The sequence below is a fragment of the Brevibacillus brevis genome (assembly GCF_001039275.2).
GTDB lineage: Bacteria > Bacillota > Bacilli > Brevibacillales > Brevibacillaceae > Brevibacillus > Brevibacillus brevis_C.
Map to the genome: position 1 here is coordinate 4,679,114 of NZ_CP030117.1, position 17,072 is coordinate 4,696,185.

At 46.9% G+C, this 17,072-nt stretch carries 13 protein-coding genes and 2 tRNA genes; 7 read left to right on the forward strand and 8 right to left on the reverse strand.

What is annotated here, in order from left to right; genetic code table 11:
* Positions 1-24 precede the first annotated feature (24 nt).
* Complete coding sequence (locus tag AB432_RS22645) at positions 25-1,992, reverse strand: dynamin family protein (RefSeq protein ID WP_048034198.1); 1,968 nt, start codon at positions 1,990-1,992, stop codon at positions 25-27.
* Positions 1,989-3,692: a dynamin family protein gene (locus AB432_RS22650; protein WP_235617530.1), complete on the reverse strand. Its 1,704-nt coding sequence runs from the start codon at positions 3,690-3,692 to the stop codon at positions 1,989-1,991. Before AB432_RS22650 ends, AB432_RS22645 begins: the two co-directional genes overlap by 4 nt.
* Before the next feature lie 333 nt (positions 3,693-4,025).
* On the opposite strand from AB432_RS22650, the gene AB432_RS22655 reads away from it, so the two are divergent.
* From AB432_RS22655 to AB432_RS22665, 3 genes are read left to right on the forward strand one after another with little or no spacing between them, the layout of a single operon-like run.
* Positions 4,026-5,600 (forward strand): spore germination protein, encoded by a 1,575-nt coding sequence (locus AB432_RS22655; RefSeq protein ID WP_048034200.1) that lies wholly within the window; start codon positions 4,026-4,028, stop codon positions 5,598-5,600.
* The gene (locus AB432_RS22660; protein ID WP_048034201.1) at positions 5,601-6,707 is read left to right on the forward strand and encodes a GerAB/ArcD/ProY family transporter; all 1,107 of its coding nucleotides are present in this window, start codon (positions 5,601-5,603) and stop codon (positions 6,705-6,707) included.
* Positions 6,700-7,932, forward strand: coding sequence for a Ger(x)C family spore germination protein (locus AB432_RS22665; RefSeq protein WP_048034202.1), 1,233 nt, complete (start codon positions 6,700-6,702; stop codon positions 7,930-7,932). The genes AB432_RS22660 and AB432_RS22665 overlap by 8 nt, the downstream gene beginning before the upstream one ends.
* A gap of 221 nt (positions 7,933-8,153) precedes the next feature.
* Here the strand turns inward: AB432_RS22665 and AB432_RS22670 are convergent, their stop codons facing one another.
* Both AB432_RS22670 and AB432_RS22675 read right to left on the reverse strand, forming a co-directional pair.
* Positions 8,154-10,121, reverse strand: a complete 1,968-nt coding sequence (locus AB432_RS22670) for a coiled-coil domain-containing protein (protein ID WP_048034203.1) — start codon at positions 10,119-10,121, stop codon at positions 8,154-8,156.
* Between the two features lie 85 nt (positions 10,122-10,206).
* Positions 10,207-10,731 (reverse strand): type 1 glutamine amidotransferase domain-containing protein, encoded by a 525-nt coding sequence (locus AB432_RS22675; protein WP_017250689.1) that lies wholly within the window; start codon positions 10,729-10,731, stop codon positions 10,207-10,209.
* Between the two features lie 283 nt (positions 10,732-11,014).
* Here AB432_RS22675 and AB432_RS22680 point away from each other — a divergent pair, with 283 nt between their 5' ends.
* Positions 11,015-11,899, forward strand: coding sequence for a carboxylesterase (locus AB432_RS22680; RefSeq protein ID WP_048034204.1), 885 nt, complete (start codon positions 11,015-11,017; stop codon positions 11,897-11,899).
* Between the two features lie 152 nt (positions 11,900-12,051).
* Here AB432_RS22680 and AB432_RS22685 read toward each other — a convergent pair.
* The 3 genes from AB432_RS22685 to AB432_RS22695 form a co-directional block, all read right to left on the reverse strand.
* Positions 12,052-12,134: transfer RNA gene (locus AB432_RS22685), tRNA-Leu, on the reverse strand.
* A 17-nt stretch (positions 12,135-12,151) separates the two neighbouring features.
* A tRNA-Pro gene (locus AB432_RS22690) sits at positions 12,152-12,228 on the reverse strand.
* A gap of 116 nt (positions 12,229-12,344) precedes the next feature.
* Entirely contained in the window at positions 12,345-12,851 is a 507-nt protein-coding gene (locus tag AB432_RS22695; RefSeq protein WP_048034205.1) for a hypothetical protein, read from the reverse strand.
* 134 nt (positions 12,852-12,985) lie between these two features.
* Here AB432_RS22695 and AB432_RS22700 point away from each other — a divergent pair, with 134 nt between their 5' ends.
* The 3 genes from AB432_RS22700 to AB432_RS22710 all read left to right on the forward strand — a co-directional run bounded on the left by AB432_RS22700 (position 12,986) and on the right by AB432_RS22710 (position 15,610).
* A complete protein-coding gene (locus AB432_RS22700; protein ID WP_048034206.1) occupies positions 12,986-13,210 on the forward strand; it encodes a hypothetical protein in 225 nt (74 codons plus the stop codon).
* Positions 13,211-13,308: 98 nt separating this feature from the next.
* Positions 13,309-13,734: a metallothiol transferase FosB gene (gene fosB / locus AB432_RS22705; protein WP_048034207.1), complete on the forward strand. Its 426-nt coding sequence runs from the start codon at positions 13,309-13,311 to the stop codon at positions 13,732-13,734.
* A 154-nt stretch (positions 13,735-13,888) separates the two neighbouring features.
* Positions 13,889-15,610: a protoglobin domain-containing protein gene (locus tag AB432_RS22710; RefSeq protein ID WP_048034208.1), complete on the forward strand. Its 1,722-nt coding sequence runs from the start codon at positions 13,889-13,891 to the stop codon at positions 15,608-15,610.
* Between the two features lie 5 nt (positions 15,611-15,615).
* Here the strand turns inward: AB432_RS22710 and AB432_RS22715 are convergent, their stop codons facing one another.
* The gene (locus AB432_RS22715; RefSeq protein ID WP_048034209.1) at positions 15,616-16,725 is read right to left on the reverse strand and encodes a chymotrypsin family serine protease; all 1,110 of its coding nucleotides are present in this window, start codon (positions 16,723-16,725) and stop codon (positions 15,616-15,618) included.
* Positions 16,726-17,072 lie beyond the last annotated feature (347 nt).

The following is a 17,072-nucleotide window of genomic DNA, read 5'->3' on the forward strand; positions in this document are numbered from 1 at the left end:
CCTTTTTACTTGTAGAAAAATTGATTACTCCAACTCAGCCGCCACACGACTCACTTTTGCAGCCAGCTCGTCGAGATCGATGTTCATCTCAAGAGCCGCAAACAGACCTGTGAAATATTCGTTGATCTGGTCGATGACGCGATTGCGCTCACTCGCCACCAGCTCTTGGAATAGCGCAGAAAACTGCTCATCCAACTGCTTGTTTCCGATTTCTACATACGCGCTCACTGGATCTTGCATGCGCTTCTCCAGTTCTTCACGCATTTTCGCTTTGCCATCCTGCTCGAAAAAGTCTTTGGTGTTTTTGAACAAGGAAATCGCTGATGCAAATGCAGATTCGGCTACAGGCAGTTCATCAGCAAAGGACAGTGTTTCCACCTGCCGCTGCTGATAAGGCGCCAAGGTCAAACCTGCTGCATAGCCTTGTGCATCCTTTTGCCACGCCGCAACAAGTGTTGTCCCCTGCTTGTTCGTGAATTTCTCCAAACGAAGGGTAGTCGCTCTCAGCTCCTGCGCCAAGTCGTAGCTGATCGAACGCAGAAGATCAGTCAAGCACCCTTGCAGTGCTTGCTTCATGTTGCGTCCATCGTCCTTGATGACAGCCGGGTTAAAAGCAAAATTGAACAGCTCATTGAAACGGAAGAACAGGCGCTGGCGAACGTAGTAGAGCAGCTCCTCGCGCTCTTTTGCCAAGTCGCGCTCGAACGAAGCGGTAGATAGTGCTTCAACCGCTGACAGAGCCTGTGTCTTAGCGTTGCTTGCTGCTTCTTTGCGCAACAGACGCTCGTCTTCCCCGGACTGTGCCATACGCATGAATTCTGTCATGGTATCATGGGCGCGACGGATTTCACCGATTGCAGCATTCACAGCAATTTGCGTCAGTTCTTCAATCGTAAAGCGGAGGAACTCTGCTTCGAACGATGCCATTCCAGAGAACTTGAATGCTTCATCTGCCGGCATCAGCGGCTCGCCTTCAGCCGTATTCGTGCGCTGGCGGTATACTTTCTCCGCAGAAGCTGCCAGTTTGCCTTTTTCATGCATCCGTGCCAACAGAGCAGTCTGGCTGGACACCGGATAAATACGTGGAAGGCGAATTCCGCACGAGAGGAGGTTTTTCTCTACGTGGGTAATCACGCCCTGCAATTCCTCATCGTTTGCTGCGAGGTCACAAGCATTGACGATAAAGAACATTTTGTCCATTTCAAACGTATCCTTTACCCGTCCCATTTGCAGCAAAAACTCACGGTCTGCCTGTGAAAACGCGTGGTTGTAATAGGTCACAAACAGCACGGCATCCGCGTTTTTCATGTATTCAAACGCCACACCTGTATGACGTGCATTGATGGAATCCGCACCAGGCGTATCGACGAGAACGATGCCCTGGTCGGTCAGCGGGCAGGAATAGAACAGCTCGATATATTCCGCAAAACAAGCTTTTTCTTCCTTGGCTACAAAGCCTTTGAATGCCTGCATATCCACGAGCAGTTCTCCACCCAGATGAGCAGCCATTTCTGGCAAGCCTTTTGTAACAGCTTTCAAAAAGGTGTAGTGAGGTTTTGCCGTAGGCGGGATTTGGGCCACGTCGATCTTGCCCAGCTCAGCCAATGCGCCATCCAGATCAGATGCAATCAGCCCAAACACAGCGAGTGAACGGATAACATCCTGCTCGATTGCTTCGCGCTCCTTCAAAACGACACGCACAGTTCCATGCGGGCGCTCATCTGTAGGCGGCATAATTTTGTTGATCGCCGCAGTCGTCGGATTCGGCGATACAGGGAGTACGAGATCGCCCATCAAGGCGTTGGCAAACGAGGATTTTCCTGCGCTAAAAGCACCAAACAATGCAACAGTAAAACGATTGGCGGTCAGGCGATCTGCTCGATCCAGCATCGCCTGTGCCTGTGCTTGCATCCCCGGTACGGAAACGACTTCTTCACTTGCGCGTCGCAGACGCTCTGCTGCCGTAATTAGTTTGTCTCGTAGTTGATTCATGCTACTTGTTCTCCTCCACGCATAATCGCCAACAGACGACCCTTGGTTTCTTCTTCTCTCGCTGCCAGTCCTGCCAGCTTTTGATGCAGTGCTGCCATTTCACGCAATACGCCAAGGCGCTCACCTTGAGCCGCACTGTCTACACGCACCTGCTCTTTGATCATCTCAACCACTTGTGCAATGAAGGACAGGCCCACGCGTCTGTACTCCAGCTTCATCCCGTTGGAAATATCCGCACAGTAGTTCAGGACGTACTCACTTGAAGCAGCACCCTCTTTGATGTGCTTGCTCAGGAACTCGCCCGTAATCTCGATCTTGGTAGCGTGAACGCTGGCGTGATATTCTTCGCTCCGCAAATCAAATACTTGCGGCTGCTTGCCGAGCCATTCTTTGAAATGGAAGTCGAGATTTCCCGCCACTTTTTCGCGGAACTCAACGAGAAGGGCTTCTTCGCGACGTGCGCGTTCTTCCTCTGTCTTCTTGCCTGCAAACAACAACCCCACCTTGAAGCCTGGCTTGCGGCTCTCCAAGTAGCTTCGTGCTGCTTCGTTCGTGCTGAAATAAGTCAAACGAGCATTGTCCAAAAGTACACTCAGCTCTTTTTCCATCTGCATTCGGGCATCCTCTGCACGCTGCTCTAGAGTCGCTGCTGCCGCTTCCTCCTGCTCAAGCGCTTCCTGAACAACTGCTGCATTACGACTGTCGATGCCTTCCACTTCGAGACCATCCAGCTGGGCTTCCCACTGCTGGCGTTGATCTGCCTGGCTTGTTCTTACTACTTGGATGTGTTCGTCGATCAAATGCTCGGCAGCACTGCGAACGCTCGTGCCAACCAGCTTTTCACGATCAGCGATCAACTGCGCAAGCATGCCCTTAAATTCCTCATACATGTTCTCAGGATGATCGGGTTCTGCAAGCGACGTGTAAAAAATACCATCCGGATGAATGTTCCAGGTCGCGAATGCTTCCTCGACACTTTCCTTATAGCTATCGAAATCCAATTCGAAATCAATATGTTTATCGATCATGTTCACAACCAGATAGACTGGCTTGCCACGGTCCTTCAACGTCTTTGTAAAGTTGAAGTTCTCTTCGGCTTGAACATGGTTATAATCCATCATATAAATGACGACGTCCGCCAAATGCAGCGCAGATTCCGTAGCGATTTTGTGTGCCGCATCCGTGGAGTCAATGCCCGGTGTATCGAGCAAGCTGGCGTATTCGTCAAGGAATGTTCCCGGGTAGGAAACCTCTACGGATTCAACCGTATCTCCGTCAACAGCAAACTGCTTGAGCTTCTCCATCTCCGTATCTGGATCAAAAGTAAGGACACCGTTGTTCATGGTGAAGACGCGAGCCGCTTTTTCTCCGCCCCGAATCTTGACGACATTCGCACTAGTCGGAATCGGATTGGACGGCAGCAAATTGACACCCAGAAGCGTGTTAATCATCGTTGATTTTCCAGCGGAAAAATGTCCGCAAAACGCAATATTCAACTCAGCGCGCTTGGTTTTCGCGGCCAGTTGAATGAGCTTGTGTGGCGTGGTTTCGTCTCCCTGCGATTTCATTTCTTCCGCGAGTTCTTCCCATGTATGTGCCAGTCGGGAAAAGTCCGTTTCCCGGATCAATACTTGACTGTCAAGCACTTCTATTCCACCCTTCTCCATCATTCCTACTCTCTCTACTAATACCCAGTTCAAAAAGTCGTCTTTTCAGCATCGAGAAAGTGGCGAGAACCTGAAGAAGGAGGAGCGGAGTGTAGGGGACCTACATGAGCACCGGACTTCGATGGTGAACGCCAGTTTCGATGTCGAATAAGCTTTCATGACTACTTCATGATCAAAAGACGATTTTTTGAACTACCTTATTCCTACACTCTATTCTACCATGCCGAATGTAACATAGGTCACAGATGAGTTCAATTCAAAACTATGAAAGATTTAGCATTCGCCTGTTCTTCCGCATAATTTTCCTCTCATCTGGAAAAAATCGCACTAACATGATATTCGCTTTCTGAACGGGAGGAACTTCAAATGATGCGCAGATTTTTGTCCCAGCGTCGCCAAAAGAAAACTCCCTCTCTTATTGCGCAACGTTTGCAGCAGCGAAATGATCCTGCGCTTACGCTATCGACCAGTTTGCAGCAAAACATGGAGACGTTCAAGACCGTGCTGGGCAGCCCGCACGATTTGTTAATTCGTTCCTTTACGATCGGCAACACCAATCATTCCTGTGCCGTTATTGCGATTGATGGATTGGCGAACTGCGATATGCTGGATACGCAAGTCCTCGGGCAAATCCAGTTGATGATCTCGACTGCTTCCAAAGTAGTACCGACTGAGCCAGATGAGATTGTCCGGATGCTCTATGAGGAAGTCCTTGCTGTCGTTGAAATATCGAAAGCAACGGATTTGACAAAAATACTCGAAGGCATTCTTTCCGGGGATACAGCGCTTCTGGTAGATGAATCGACCGAAGTCATTATTATCGACAGCAAGGGATGGAAAACTCGGGCCATTGAGGAGCCGGTCTCCGAAGGCTTGGTGCGAGGTCCGCGCGATGGCTTTACGGAGAGTATCCGGGACAACACCGTTCACATACGCAGACGTATCAAAGACCCGAACCTGCGCTTTGAAGGGTCCATCATAGGTAGACGCAGCCGAACAGATGTGATCATCGCTTACATTGAAAACATCGCTGATCCGGAACTACTGAATGAGGTGAGACGGCGAATCTCCACAATCGATGTCGACGAGCTAGAAGAGTCCGGTTTTATCGAGCAATGGATTGAAGATGATTTTCTGTCGCCTTTTCCGCAAATCCATAACACGGAGCGTCCCGATAAAGTGAGTGCAGCATTGTTTCAAGGCCGCATCGCGATATTGGTGGACGGGACTCCCATGGTGCTCATTTTGCCTGTGACGATTGGCCTGCTCCTGCATTCACCAGAGGATTACTACGAGCGGTGGATTGTCGGTTCATTAGCGAGGCTGTTACGCTATTTGGCTGCATTTCTGGCCGTCTATTCGCCCGCTTTCTATATCGCCCTCGTCACCTTTCACCCTGGCTTGATTCCGTCTGATCTCGCCTTTTCGATTGCCGCCACACGTGATGGAGTTCCATTTCCAGCATTCGTAGAAGCGATCATGATGGTGACGACGATGGAGCTGTTGCAGGAAGCCGGGTTACGCTTACCGAAACCGATCGGCCAGACCATCGGAATCGTCGGTGGTCTCGTCATCGGTGACGCAGCGGTTTCTGCGGGCATCGTCAGTCCTGTCATGGTTATTGTCGTCGCCCTCACTGCCATCGCTTCTTTTGCCATCCCTTCTTATCACCTTGCCATTGCCTTTCGAATGATCCGTTTTTTCGCCATGTTTATGGCAGCCATTTTTGGTATTTATGGCGTGGTGTTGAGCTTGATTGCCATTATGATTCATTTATCCAATCTGACTAGCATCGGGTACCCTTATTTGGCTCCTCTTGCCCCACAGATGCCGAGGGATTGGAAGGATATGATTTTACGCGCACCTGTTACCTTCTTGAAAACCCGACCAGATGCCCTTCACACGAAAGATGAAAACAGAATGAGTACAGGAGGGTCGTAAGTGAGTGCACAAACCTTGGCGGAGAAAATGATCAGCAAAAATCATATGGGGATTAACATTGCCTCAGTCACAATCGGCGTCGGCATCCTGACTTTTCCCCGCTCCTTAGCCAAGGCAACCGGAGCATTCGATGGATGGATTTCCGTCGTGATCAGCGGTCTTTGTGCGTGCTTGGTTGGCTGGCTGCTTGCCAAGCTGGCAGCCCGGTTTCCGAGACAAACCTTCTTTGAATACAGCTCGATCATCGTGAGCAAACCGATCGCCTACATCCTGACCTTACTCGTCTGTATTTACACGATGCTGTTTGTCTCGTTTGAAATCAGGGCAATCGGAAACATCGCCAAGCAGTACCTGTTCTACAATACCCCGGTGGAAATGATCACGCTCTCCTTTCTCTTGATTGTTCAGTATTCTGTGGTTGGATCACGTATTGCCATGCTTCGGCTTAACTTGCTGTTTTTACCTGTGGTGCTTGTCGTCATGTTCGTCGTCCTGCTGTTTACTACCCAGTTGTTTGAGATCGAAAATATTCGCCCCTTCTTTTCTTCTGACTGGCGTTCTCTCTTGGAAGGCTCCAGAGTGGTCGGACTGTCTTACTCTGGATTTGAGATTATCCTTTTTTACACCATGCTAATGAAACAGCCTCAGGAAGGTGCAAAGGCCGTGGCGTTAGGTCTCTCGATCCCCATTCTGCTCTACATGACCATCTACATGTTCGCCATCGGTGTATTCTCTGCGGAGGTTGCGACGAACTTGACCTATCCAACCATCGAGCTGGCAAAAGAAGTCGAAATCCCCGGCGGATTTTTTGAACGGGTGGAGTCCATTTTCTTTACCATCTGGATCATGACGATCTTCAACACATGTGCAATGTGGCTCGATATTACCGTGCTCAACTTGTCGTCCATGTTCCACAAGGTACACAAAACGATTTGGGTGCTCATTCTTTCTCCCATGATTTATTTTGTCGCGATGCTCCCGCAAAACCTGGTTGATTTCTTCACGTTTGCAGATAACATCACTTATTTCGGAATGATCGTCGTCTATTTATGTCCGATTTTGCTGCTCCTCATCGCTTTCATACGAGGTGTAAAGGGTCATGAATAGACAACTCACTGCTTTCTGCATCTTCCTGCTTCTTTCGACTTTGCTGGCTGGATGCTGGGATCAGGTTCAAATTGAGGAGCGAGGATTTGTCGTGGGCGTAGCGATTGATAAACCTCGTACGAATGAAGCCGAGCAGCAAGCCAAACAAGAGGCTCCAGACAAACCTCAAGTAAAAGAACGCTTTCTCGTCACACATCAATTCGTCGTCCCCGGTGGATTGATCTCCGGCGGCCAAGGAAGCGGCGGTGGTCAAAACACAGCGAATGAGGCTTACCTCAACCTCATATCCGAGGGAGATTCTCTTTTCGAGATTTCCCGCGAATTAGCTACCCGGACCAGCAGAACTCCGTTTTATCAACACATGAAGATCCTGATCGTCTCCGAAGACATCTCCCGTACGAAAAACGGTTTTGCCAGAGCACTCGATTTCTATTTGCGAGATCCAGATTCCAGACGAAGCAGCAAAGTATTTATCTCAAATGGCCTCGCCAAAGAAGTACTGGAAGTCAAACCGAAAACAGAAAAGCTACCCGCTATTTACGTTAACTCGATTGGAGAAAACGTCAATAAAAATTCCCGCATGCTTCCAGAAGTTCGATTGGGTGATGTCCACGAGGAGCTTCTCAGTTCATACAGTTTTGTGGTCCCGCGCATTAGAGCAGAAAAGCAGGAGGTAAAATTAGCAGGCTCCGCTGTTTTTACCCACGACAATCAGTTGATTGGTTTTCTCGGGGAAGAAGAGACGGAGGGACTGAATTTTCTCACCGGAAAAGTTAAGGGAGGTATGGTAAAAGGCAAGTTTAAAAACAATCTTGTCTCGATGAACATTCAAGGGATCAAGCATGGCATTAAAGCAGATTTACGCGATCAGCAGCACATGAAATTCACGATAAATATCGAATGTGAAGGCACATTAGCGGAGTCTTACGCCACAATCGATTCCTTGAATAACACGGCAATGGGGAAGCTTGAACAAGTGTTTGCCGAAGAAATCGAGCGAATGAGTAATGATACCGTCAAGAAGGTCCATAAGCAGATGAAAGTGGATGTCATCAAGCTTGGCAGCTATCTGAAGCAGCATCATTTTTCGCTGTGGAAAAAGATTCGGCAGGATTGGGAAACAGGGCAGCATCTGTATGAAAAAAGTGAAATAACCGTTCAAGCAAAGGTCTATTTACGCAATATCGGCGCGATCAACCGTACCGAACGCCAAAATAACAGGTGATCCCATGTTCAAATTTTTAGGTGTAGTCCCTCCTTATTTGACCCTCACAGGGACGATCTTGGCGTTTTTGATTCCCTATCTTTTTTTTAAAATCAATAACAAAATTCATGAGTTAGGCGATCCGCCTTGGAAGAAACGGAATAACTCCAATTCGTAGCAAAAGCGTTCTCAACATAAAAAGCAAGGGCCTACTCAGCATAACGAGCCAGCCCTTGCTTATTTCACTTGCCATTAAAAAAAACTTCATACGTTACACGACTATAACTATTTTGCAGATTTTCGAGTCCTTGGATTTCATTTTCTAGAATTTCTAATTCTTTCAAGAGTACTTCCATGCGTTCTTTTGCTTGTATCTTTTTATTTTCTTGATCATCTCTTTTCAATTTCTTTTTGGGGCCTTTTATTTGTTTATCCAAACTCTCCTCTTCAACTCTAAGCTCGTCAACCCTCGCTTTCAGACCTACCAATCTCCGATATTCTATTATCGATTTACTCATGCAATCTTCAAATTTCTCTTTATATACAGGATAGTTTGTATCTACGACTTGCTTGTATAACCGTCTACTTTCTCGGTGATCTTTTATTTTTAAGAGGGTCCGTTTCAGTTCCATTAGCGATAGGATATACTCTTCAATCTGTACCGGACTTGCCTCTTTATTAATTTTCGTGGTTAGTTCGTTCCATGTTTCCTTTCCCAACTCTAAGATTTTCAATTCTTCACGTTGAACGGAAAACAACTCTAACCATTCTTCATTCGCATCACGCAGCTTCTGATATTCGTTTTTGATCTGACAATTATGTAATCGGGTGATAAAGAATCCTTTTTTTGTATCCCCAATCTGCCTATTGATTTCTCTTTTAGGAAGCAGCTCAAATTCTTCTGGTTGTTTTACGTCTTCAATGGCTTCAATATCATGGATCAGGTGTTTGTTTTGCTCCAGCATTTTTTCTGCCTTTTCTAAACTGCTCGCAGAGTTTGCAGCCCGTCCTTTTCGAACATCACCATAGAAGGCTGTTTTCTTGCCTTCCTCTCCCTTCCAATCGATCGGATTCTTATTCTTTTTTCGATCAGTCGGCAGTGCTTGATGCATGGAAAAGTGAATATTTTTCACCCAGTGAAGATCATTAAACTCTTCGGAATCTTTGTCAAAAAGGGACTTGTCGTCTTTCTCATCTGCTAGCCATAGATTGTATCTAGCAGTGGTCTCTGCTTTTGCAGAATCCAAATTCGTTTCGTCCATGGTTTGCGAATATTGATCATAAGAAGCTGTCCCGTTTGTTGGAGAACCAAATTGCCCATCATTGATCATCAACGCTTTCGCATCCCATTTAAACGGAATTCTTACAGGAAGCTGAATTTCCCAAGGTTTATCCGAGTCGATTTCTTTCAATATGCCCCGTTTCTTCAATTGATCCTGATCCACGGAAAAGTTATATTGATCGTATTGCAATTCAACGGTGTACTCATACTTTGTTCCAACCCTTGCCCCACGCAGCATAACCTCGATGGTATTATTATAAGATTCCTGATTATTTTTCTTATCTTGTGGAGCAACATTCCATTGCTGGTCTGCTTGTTCTCCCCGCAGAATCTGATAGCCTACCAAATGGCCCCCATTATAACTGGCCACTCGGTGCTTATCATTCCCATCACGTATGAGCGATTCTTCATAACCAAGATTCCCGATAGCCGGTACTAGCCCAGACGGGTCACGTTCAGAATTCCAGCCGTTTTTTGTGATATCAGCGGTAACAGAATGGGGTCGATCGCATGTATCTCCCAATTCTTTTGTAAAATGGAAAATGGATGAATTCAAATTTTCTTCCCCGTACACTTCCTTTAGCAGTCCCCAAAAGGTAGGGAGCCCTTTATCCGCTTTCACATCCGTAAATTTCCCGTCATCTCCAACGGCATTTTCGAAATCCTTTTTTCCGTATCTATCTGGCTTGTCCGCTTTCATTTTATTGAGACTGTCTGGATCGAGTTTCCTTTGGATGACAGGCATGGAAGGTTGCCTTTGATTTTGCAGAAGCTTCGTCATTGCCTTGTTTCCTACTTTTTTGGCGAGTTGTAAAACGGGTGGCATATTTCGGTGGGAATTGGGTGGGAAAAGCTTATTTTCAGGTAGATGTGCGTTGCTAGCCATCATTTCATTTCCTGGTGGGACTTGATCCCGATTTTTGAACACCTGATCATCCTCCTACTAGAATGAAAATTCTTTCTTTTATGATAGGACTTGCCCGTTTACCCGAGCAAGCCCACTATTATTTTCCCTATTGTTGTGCCAGCAAATCAGCAAACGCTTTGGCGTACGCAGGTAGATCAGGCGGTCTACGGGACCCAACAATGTGACCGTCTACCACAACCTCTTCATCGACCCAAATCGCGCCTGCATTCTCCATATCATCTTTAATGCCTGGCGTCGATGTCGTGGTTACCCCGCGTAGAATTTTTGCAGAAGCAAGCACCCACCCCGCATGGCAAATATGTCCAATCGGTTTTTTCGCCTCGTGCATCGCAACCACAAACGACAGCACTTCCGGATAGCGGCGCAGCTTGTCAGGTGCCCATCCTCCTGGAACGAGTACGCCTGCATAGTCGGCAGGATTGACCTCTGCCATCGCTTTGTCAGCCTCACACGGTACACCGTACTTCCCTATGTAGACGTGATTCGCCTTCGGGCCGACGAAATGGACGGTAGCACCTTCCTCTCTCAATCTCATCACCGGATACCAGAGCTCGAGATCCTCAAATTCACTTTCAACGAAACAAACCACTTGTTTTCCTGCAAGTCTCAACGTTCTCGCCTCCTTTTCCTTCTATACTACGTTATTGTAGCAGGTACAAAAGGAAAAGACAGCAGATAGGAATCGTAAAAAATCTTTGTGTGCTAAGAAAGTATACGCTGTTATATTGTCTTTAAAAACCTGTTACAATCCAACAATTCCATTGTCACACATAGAATAATTGACGTTATAAAAATACTGTACTATATTGTTCTTGTGGTCTGTTTCAAGCGCAAGTCAGATTTCCCTCACGTATTTCCCAATCCATATAAACAGAATCGGAAGGAAGATTTGTATGTCTAACCATGTACCGATCGTTCCATCACTAAGTGATAGCGGCAATCACTATTATCAAACCTATGAAGAAAGCCTTGCTCTTTGGCCAGTTCATTACGAAACATTTTATGTATCTACCCGTTTCGGTCAAACGCATATTATTGCAAGTGGACCAAAGAATGCACCACCACTCGTATTGCTGCACGGAGCAATGTTTAGTTCCACCATGTGGTATCCAAACATTGCTGATTGGAGCAGCGAATACCGAACATATGCAATTGATATCATGGGTGATAAGAACAAAAGTATCCCTGTGGATTTAAACGGTACGAGAACGGGTTACGCCGATTGGCTTCTTGAAGTGTTTGATAATCTGGGTATCAAAAAAGCTTACTTGCTTGGACTTTCGCTTGGTGGGCTTCATGTTATGAATTTTGTTTTGCGTGCGGCCGAGAGAGTAGAAAAGGCAGTTTTACTTAGTCCTGCGGAAACTTTCGTATCATTTCATCCAAATTTCTACAAATACGCACTTGGCCTTTTTGTACCTAACGGAGTTGAGAATTTTTTAAAATGGATGATGGGGGATCGTTACGTATTACATCCAAATTTTGCAAAGCAGTTTCATGCAGGCATTATGTGGCAGGATGAATTAAGAAATCAAAAACCTAAAGCTGATGGATTCCCATATGTTTTTACTGACGACGAATTAAAATCAGTAAAAGTTCCGATTCTCTTATTACTGAGCGAGTACGAAGTCATTTATGACCCGCAATCTGCCTTACATCGTGCTTTGTCTTTTGTTCCCGGTATCGAAGCGGAAATCGTAAATAATGCTGGCCACGTTTTGTCGATGGAACAGCCAGAATACGTTAATGGACGTGTATTGAGTTTTTTAGATAAATGAAAATTGAATTCATAGGTGTATGAAGGACCCGTATACACATAAGTGAGAGTATCTCCATCCAGTCGATACTTCGTAAACCGAATAAAAAAAAGTGAGAAACAGGCCTACTCACTGTTCCCCACCTTATAACGAAAACCATATGTATAGATTGCTGGTGCCGGTAGAGGGACTTGAACCCCCACGGTTTCCCTCACGATTTTGAGTCGCGCGCGTCTGCCAATTCCGCCATACCGGCCTATTCAAATGAAAACATGGTCGGGAAGACAGGATTCGAACCTGCGACCCCTTGGTCCCAAGCCAAGTACTCTACCAAGCTGAGCTACTTCCCGATTGCCAGCCATATCGGAGCTTCTCTCATTCGACAATTTCCGATAAGTATTGCAACACTTACATACTATACAGGCAAATTGAACCAATAGCAATACCGGATTTTTTTGGAATATAGTCATTTTTTCCTAGTTTTTAACTTCTCTCTACATGGTGTACAGATTTTTCCACAGGGTATTTGTCGTTTCAGGAAATCCTGCGGAAGGTTAAACGGATAGTCCAGCGGATGACGTCCGACAACGATCCAACGCCCATTCGGAAGCTTTTTCAACTGGTACACACGGAAAAATCGATCACTTGGATCGAAGGCAAACCATACCACAAGCGTCGCACATCTGCTACCCGAAGACAGGACCTTTGATTTTACAATTGGCGGTGCCCCTATCGTATCACCTACAGGAATCGCGAGTCGTCCGTTTATTCGCCGCAAATCAAGATTGCCGATCACTCGATTTGCCAGACAAGGAGTCATGAATTTTTGCAAGAAACGGCGAATTTTCAATTTGGAATGAAACCGCTTTGGCAAAAGGATTCCGCGATCCCCCACCCGCTTATGGGCCGAAAAGATAATCGTAAAGAACGCTTGCTCTGCCAATCGAATGACTTGCACCCATTGCTTTTTCATATAACGTCCCTCCCCCTGTCAGACTATGCATCGCGGGAGAAAAACGGTTGGACGCGTATCCGCATACATAAACCGTAGCGTGCGGGGCAAATTAATACGGTGTTCCCATTATCAAAACCCGCAGGAGGTATATCATGCCGAGCCAAATTAACACCGACTCGCTTAAAAAAGCAGAGGTAGCCACTACGCTGGCAAAAAATATGATTACGCAAGCGATCGAGCAATCTGCAGCGAATCCACAGCTCGCCGAAGAAGCCCTGAAGCAAGCGTCTCAGGAAATTGCCCAAGCCCAAACGATGGTATCCCAAGTCCAATCCACGCTGCAATCCCAAGCGCAAGCTCAACAAAGCAAATCCTAAACGAAATGCAGGCAGACCCGCACTATACTGGTGGTTTGCCTGTTTTCCCCATACAATAGCAATAGTTGAAGATTATTGCTAAAAAGGTGGGGGACGTATTGCCGCAACTTCAAGGATTGAATCATTTGCTTTTCTCTGTCTCTGATCTGGAGAAATCTTTTTGTTTTTACCGGGATATACTGCATGCCAAACCACTTGTACGAGGTCGCAAGCTGGCTTACTTTGACCTGAATGGCTATTGGTTAGCGCTGAATGAGGAACCAGACATCCCTCGCAATGAAATTGCTCACTCCTATACACACATGGCCTTCACTATCACAGAAGAGTCATTTGATGAGTGGTGTGCTCATTTGGAAAAGCATGGCGTTACCATTTTGCATGGACGGGATCGTTCGGAGCGAGATAAACGCTCCATTTATTTCACCGACCCTGATGGACATAAGTTCGAATTACATACAGGCACTCTCCAGGACCGTCTCACCTATTACCGGGACGAAAAGCATCACATGACCTTTTTTGAATAATCGATGGTGTTGCCCATTTCTTAATATACTTTTCACAAAATCACAATAGTTCCAAAGATTCAACTCCATTCGTAAATGCTATAATCTATAAAGCACTTATGGCCTATTCCTTTAATGAATAGGCCCGTTTTTCGTAAAAATTTGGAGGGATTTTATGTTTGGTAAGCGTGGCGCTCAAACTGTTACCGCCTCAATTCAAAAAAGCGATGTCCAAATGCCCGATCAGCTACAAGGAAAAGTGCATTTTTTGCAAATGAATCAGACAGACCTTGATCGGTTGAAACAAATTGAACCACTCTTAACAGAACACCTAGAGGCTATTACAGAGCGTCATTACCACATGCTTCGCCAATACTCCCATCTTATGCAGATCATCGAAACGCATACGACGGTTGATCGATTGGCCGTATCCTTTCGTCACTATTTGCAATCGCTTCCACATGCCAAGCTAGACGACGCCTATGTAGCCGGACGTAAGAAAATCGGAGAGGTCCACAGCAAGATTGGACTTGCGCCAGAATGGTATACGGGCTCTTACTTGCGGGTCTATGAGTATTTGATTCCCGCAATCGTCAACACCTATTCGAAACGTCCTCAAGAACTTTCTTCCGTCCTGTTGGCACTCATGAAGATCATCACGCTTGATTCGCAAATCGTCCTCCAATCGTATCAGGAGGACAATGATTTCAAAGTCATTGATCGTCTGGGCGAAGTTCTGGAGTTAGTGATTCAGATCGATAAATTCAAGCATGTGCTGGATACGATTGAGGATACGACTGAGGAAGCCGGCAATGTGGGCTCTGCTGCCGAGCAACTAAGCGAATCTGTGCAAAAAGTGGCTCAATCAGCCGTCTCTGTCGCAGAGAGTGCTTCCACTACCATCGAGCAAGCGACGATGGGCAAGGATATTATCCAAGAGTCATTGACCAGCTTTCTTTCCATGGCAGATGAATTCCAAGAGATGCAAACAAAAATTTCACAGCTAATGACATCCATTGCAGAAGTTTCCCAGGTCGTCCAAGTCATACGCAATATTGCGGATCAAACCAATCTTCTTGCATTGAATGCGTCAATTGAGGCAGCGCGAGCCAACGAACACGGCCGCGGCTTTGCTATCGTGGCAGATGAAGTACGGAAGCTCGCCGAACAGACCAAGCAATCCGTGCAAAGCATTACAGCCACAATCAACAATGTCCAGAATGAAGCTGTCCAGGTAAAAGAAACGGCCACTCTCATGAGCGACCATTTTAACGATAAAGTGATTCAGACACGTGATGCGATTGGGATATTAGGAGATATTGTGCAAAATATTGAGACTGTCGGGCATGCTACCGGACATATCGCAGCATTGGCACAAGAACAGTCTGCTGCCACCGATGATATTTCGATGCGCATATCGCAAGTCCAGACGAATATGGAGCAGGTCTCTTCGCACGTCTCGAATGTAGGTAAAAACGTCTATGATGTTGGCGCCGGCATTAACAGCCTGCACAAGTTGAGCATCACGCAAACGAGCCACTTAAAGACTAAGCATTACTTGCGAATCGTCAAAACCGACCATCTCTTATGGAGATGGTGGCTGTACAACTTCATGCTTGGCTATCACCACATTGATGAAAAAGAACTCGTCGACCATCATCAATGCCGCTTGGGGATTTGGTATGACGAGGCCCTGAACAATCCTTCCGTGAGCACCTTGCCCTCTTTCAAGCAATTGGATGCGCCTCATCGACAGTTCCATGAAACGGTTCGGCGAATTTACCACCTCGTCAAGCAAGGAAAACTAGAGGAAGCAGAAGCTGCGTTTGATACGTTAGAAGAAATCTCACAACGCATTCTCCACGTACTGGATCAGTTAGCCAACGAAGTTTCCTAATGCTATTATCTATTCGTCTTTTTCTTGCCCCGCTGCCTTTTGGAGGCAGCTTTTTTTGTTTGGACACGGTTTAACTCAGTGGCGGACAATGGTCTAGTACGAGCGTTGTTTCGCCTGACTCCTTTGGCTTTGGCAACTGATTTGCCAGTTCTCCCTGCTGATCTTGCTACTCCGACGCCAAACGCTTGCAATGCCCAGATCACAGGATACGAAATCGAGAGTCTGCCATTGGATGAACCAGCAAAATTCACTGCTGCAGCATAGTTGCCCGCAGTCAGCCAAACAGAGCCAGAATCTCCAGGCAAGGAGACGGGAACTGTACTTCTGATGACCGTCTGATTCAAAAAACGGATGGTCCCCAGTCCTCCGTAGTTCCCGTAACTGACATCAATATCGGTGTGGATCGATTCAACCGTTCCCCATGCCAGCCCCGATGAACGGCCCACTTTTTTCAATCTGCGCCCGATGCCATACGAACGAATCACTCCTGGTACTCTACCCACTGTTGCATAACGAGGGGCAAGGAGTCGATTGGAAATAGGGATACTAATCGCTGCATCCATTCGATTAGCTGCATTTCTCCGAAGCCGAACAAAGCGATACAAGCGCCCGATTCGGTCTCTTCCTGAACGGCCGCCGTCTGCTCCACCAGGCTGGATGGTCTCGGTATAGCCACTCGTATTGTTACGATTCAGGACGTGATTGTTGCTCAACACGAACCGTTGGCCTCCTCGGGCAACGATTAACCCAGCCGTTCCGGACGCTCCTGGGTAGCCGATGCTATATCCCGCAATCACAGGTCTGATTCTGCTGCGATAATTCGTTGCAGAGGGACGTACAGCAGGATGACAATGGCATCGTCCAGAGGTGACAGTTCGAACGGGAACGGATACATGAGTTGGAGTTGTCGCCACCTGCCTTTTGACAAGGACGCAGCTCGGGCAGCTCTTCTTCACGGCGGCACTTGCATTGACCGTATACATCACAATGCAGGCGCCGCCTTTTTTGTTTTTTCCGTTTGCGTAGCCAATCCCGATGCCAATTACGCCCGGCATCCGCTTCCACCTTTTGACCAAATGATTCTTGGCCAGGAGCGCTTCCTGAAAGGTTGCCATAGCACCCCTTCCTTTCTGGAGGTAGTTTGTTTTACATGGTCATCGTATGTAAAACTTGGCCAGCACTGTTGGACGCTTGTCATTGCGGGGAAGCCTTTTTTACGGATGGGAAAAAACCTCTTGTTCGAGCTGTAGTGGTGGGAGGAAACAGGAGAAAACGCTCCAGCTTCTTGGGCCTCCCGCTGTGGGATTGACTGCCCGACTCCATGAAAAAAAGCGAAACCCGCGTCCAAAGTCGTCCATTCAGGAGGCATCTCAGAGGTGGACGCTAAGAGCTTGTTTCTCTTTTTTTCATTGCGCCTCGGTCGGTGTCCCAAAGATCTTCGCTTATTTCTCCTGTTTCCTCT

Coding starts and splice junctions, on each gene's coding strand:
- AB432_RS22645 (WP_048034198.1), bottom strand. CDS start 1,992: ATGAATCAACTACGAGACAAACTAATTACGGCAGCAGAGCGTCTGCGA.
- AB432_RS22655 (WP_048034200.1), top strand. CDS start 4,026: ATGATGCGCAGATTTTTGTCCCAGCGTCGCCAAAAGAAAACTCCCTCT.
- AB432_RS22665 (WP_048034202.1), top strand. CDS start 6,700: ATGAATAGACAACTCACTGCTTTCTGCATCTTCCTGCTTCTTTCGACT.
- AB432_RS22680 (WP_048034204.1), top strand. CDS start 11,015: ATGTCTAACCATGTACCGATCGTTCCATCACTAAGTGATAGCGGCAAT.
- AB432_RS22695 (WP_048034205.1), bottom strand. CDS start 12,851: ATGAAAAAGCAATGGGTGCAAGTCATTCGATTGGCAGAGCAAGCGTTC.
- AB432_RS22700 (WP_048034206.1), top strand. CDS start 12,986: ATGCCGAGCCAAATTAACACCGACTCGCTTAAAAAAGCAGAGGTAGCC.
- AB432_RS22710 (WP_048034208.1), top strand. CDS start 13,889: ATGTTTGGTAAGCGTGGCGCTCAAACTGTTACCGCCTCAATTCAAAAA.
- AB432_RS22715 (WP_048034209.1), bottom strand. CDS start 16,725: ATGGCAACCTTTCAGGAAGCGCTCCTGGCCAAGAATCATTTGGTCAAA.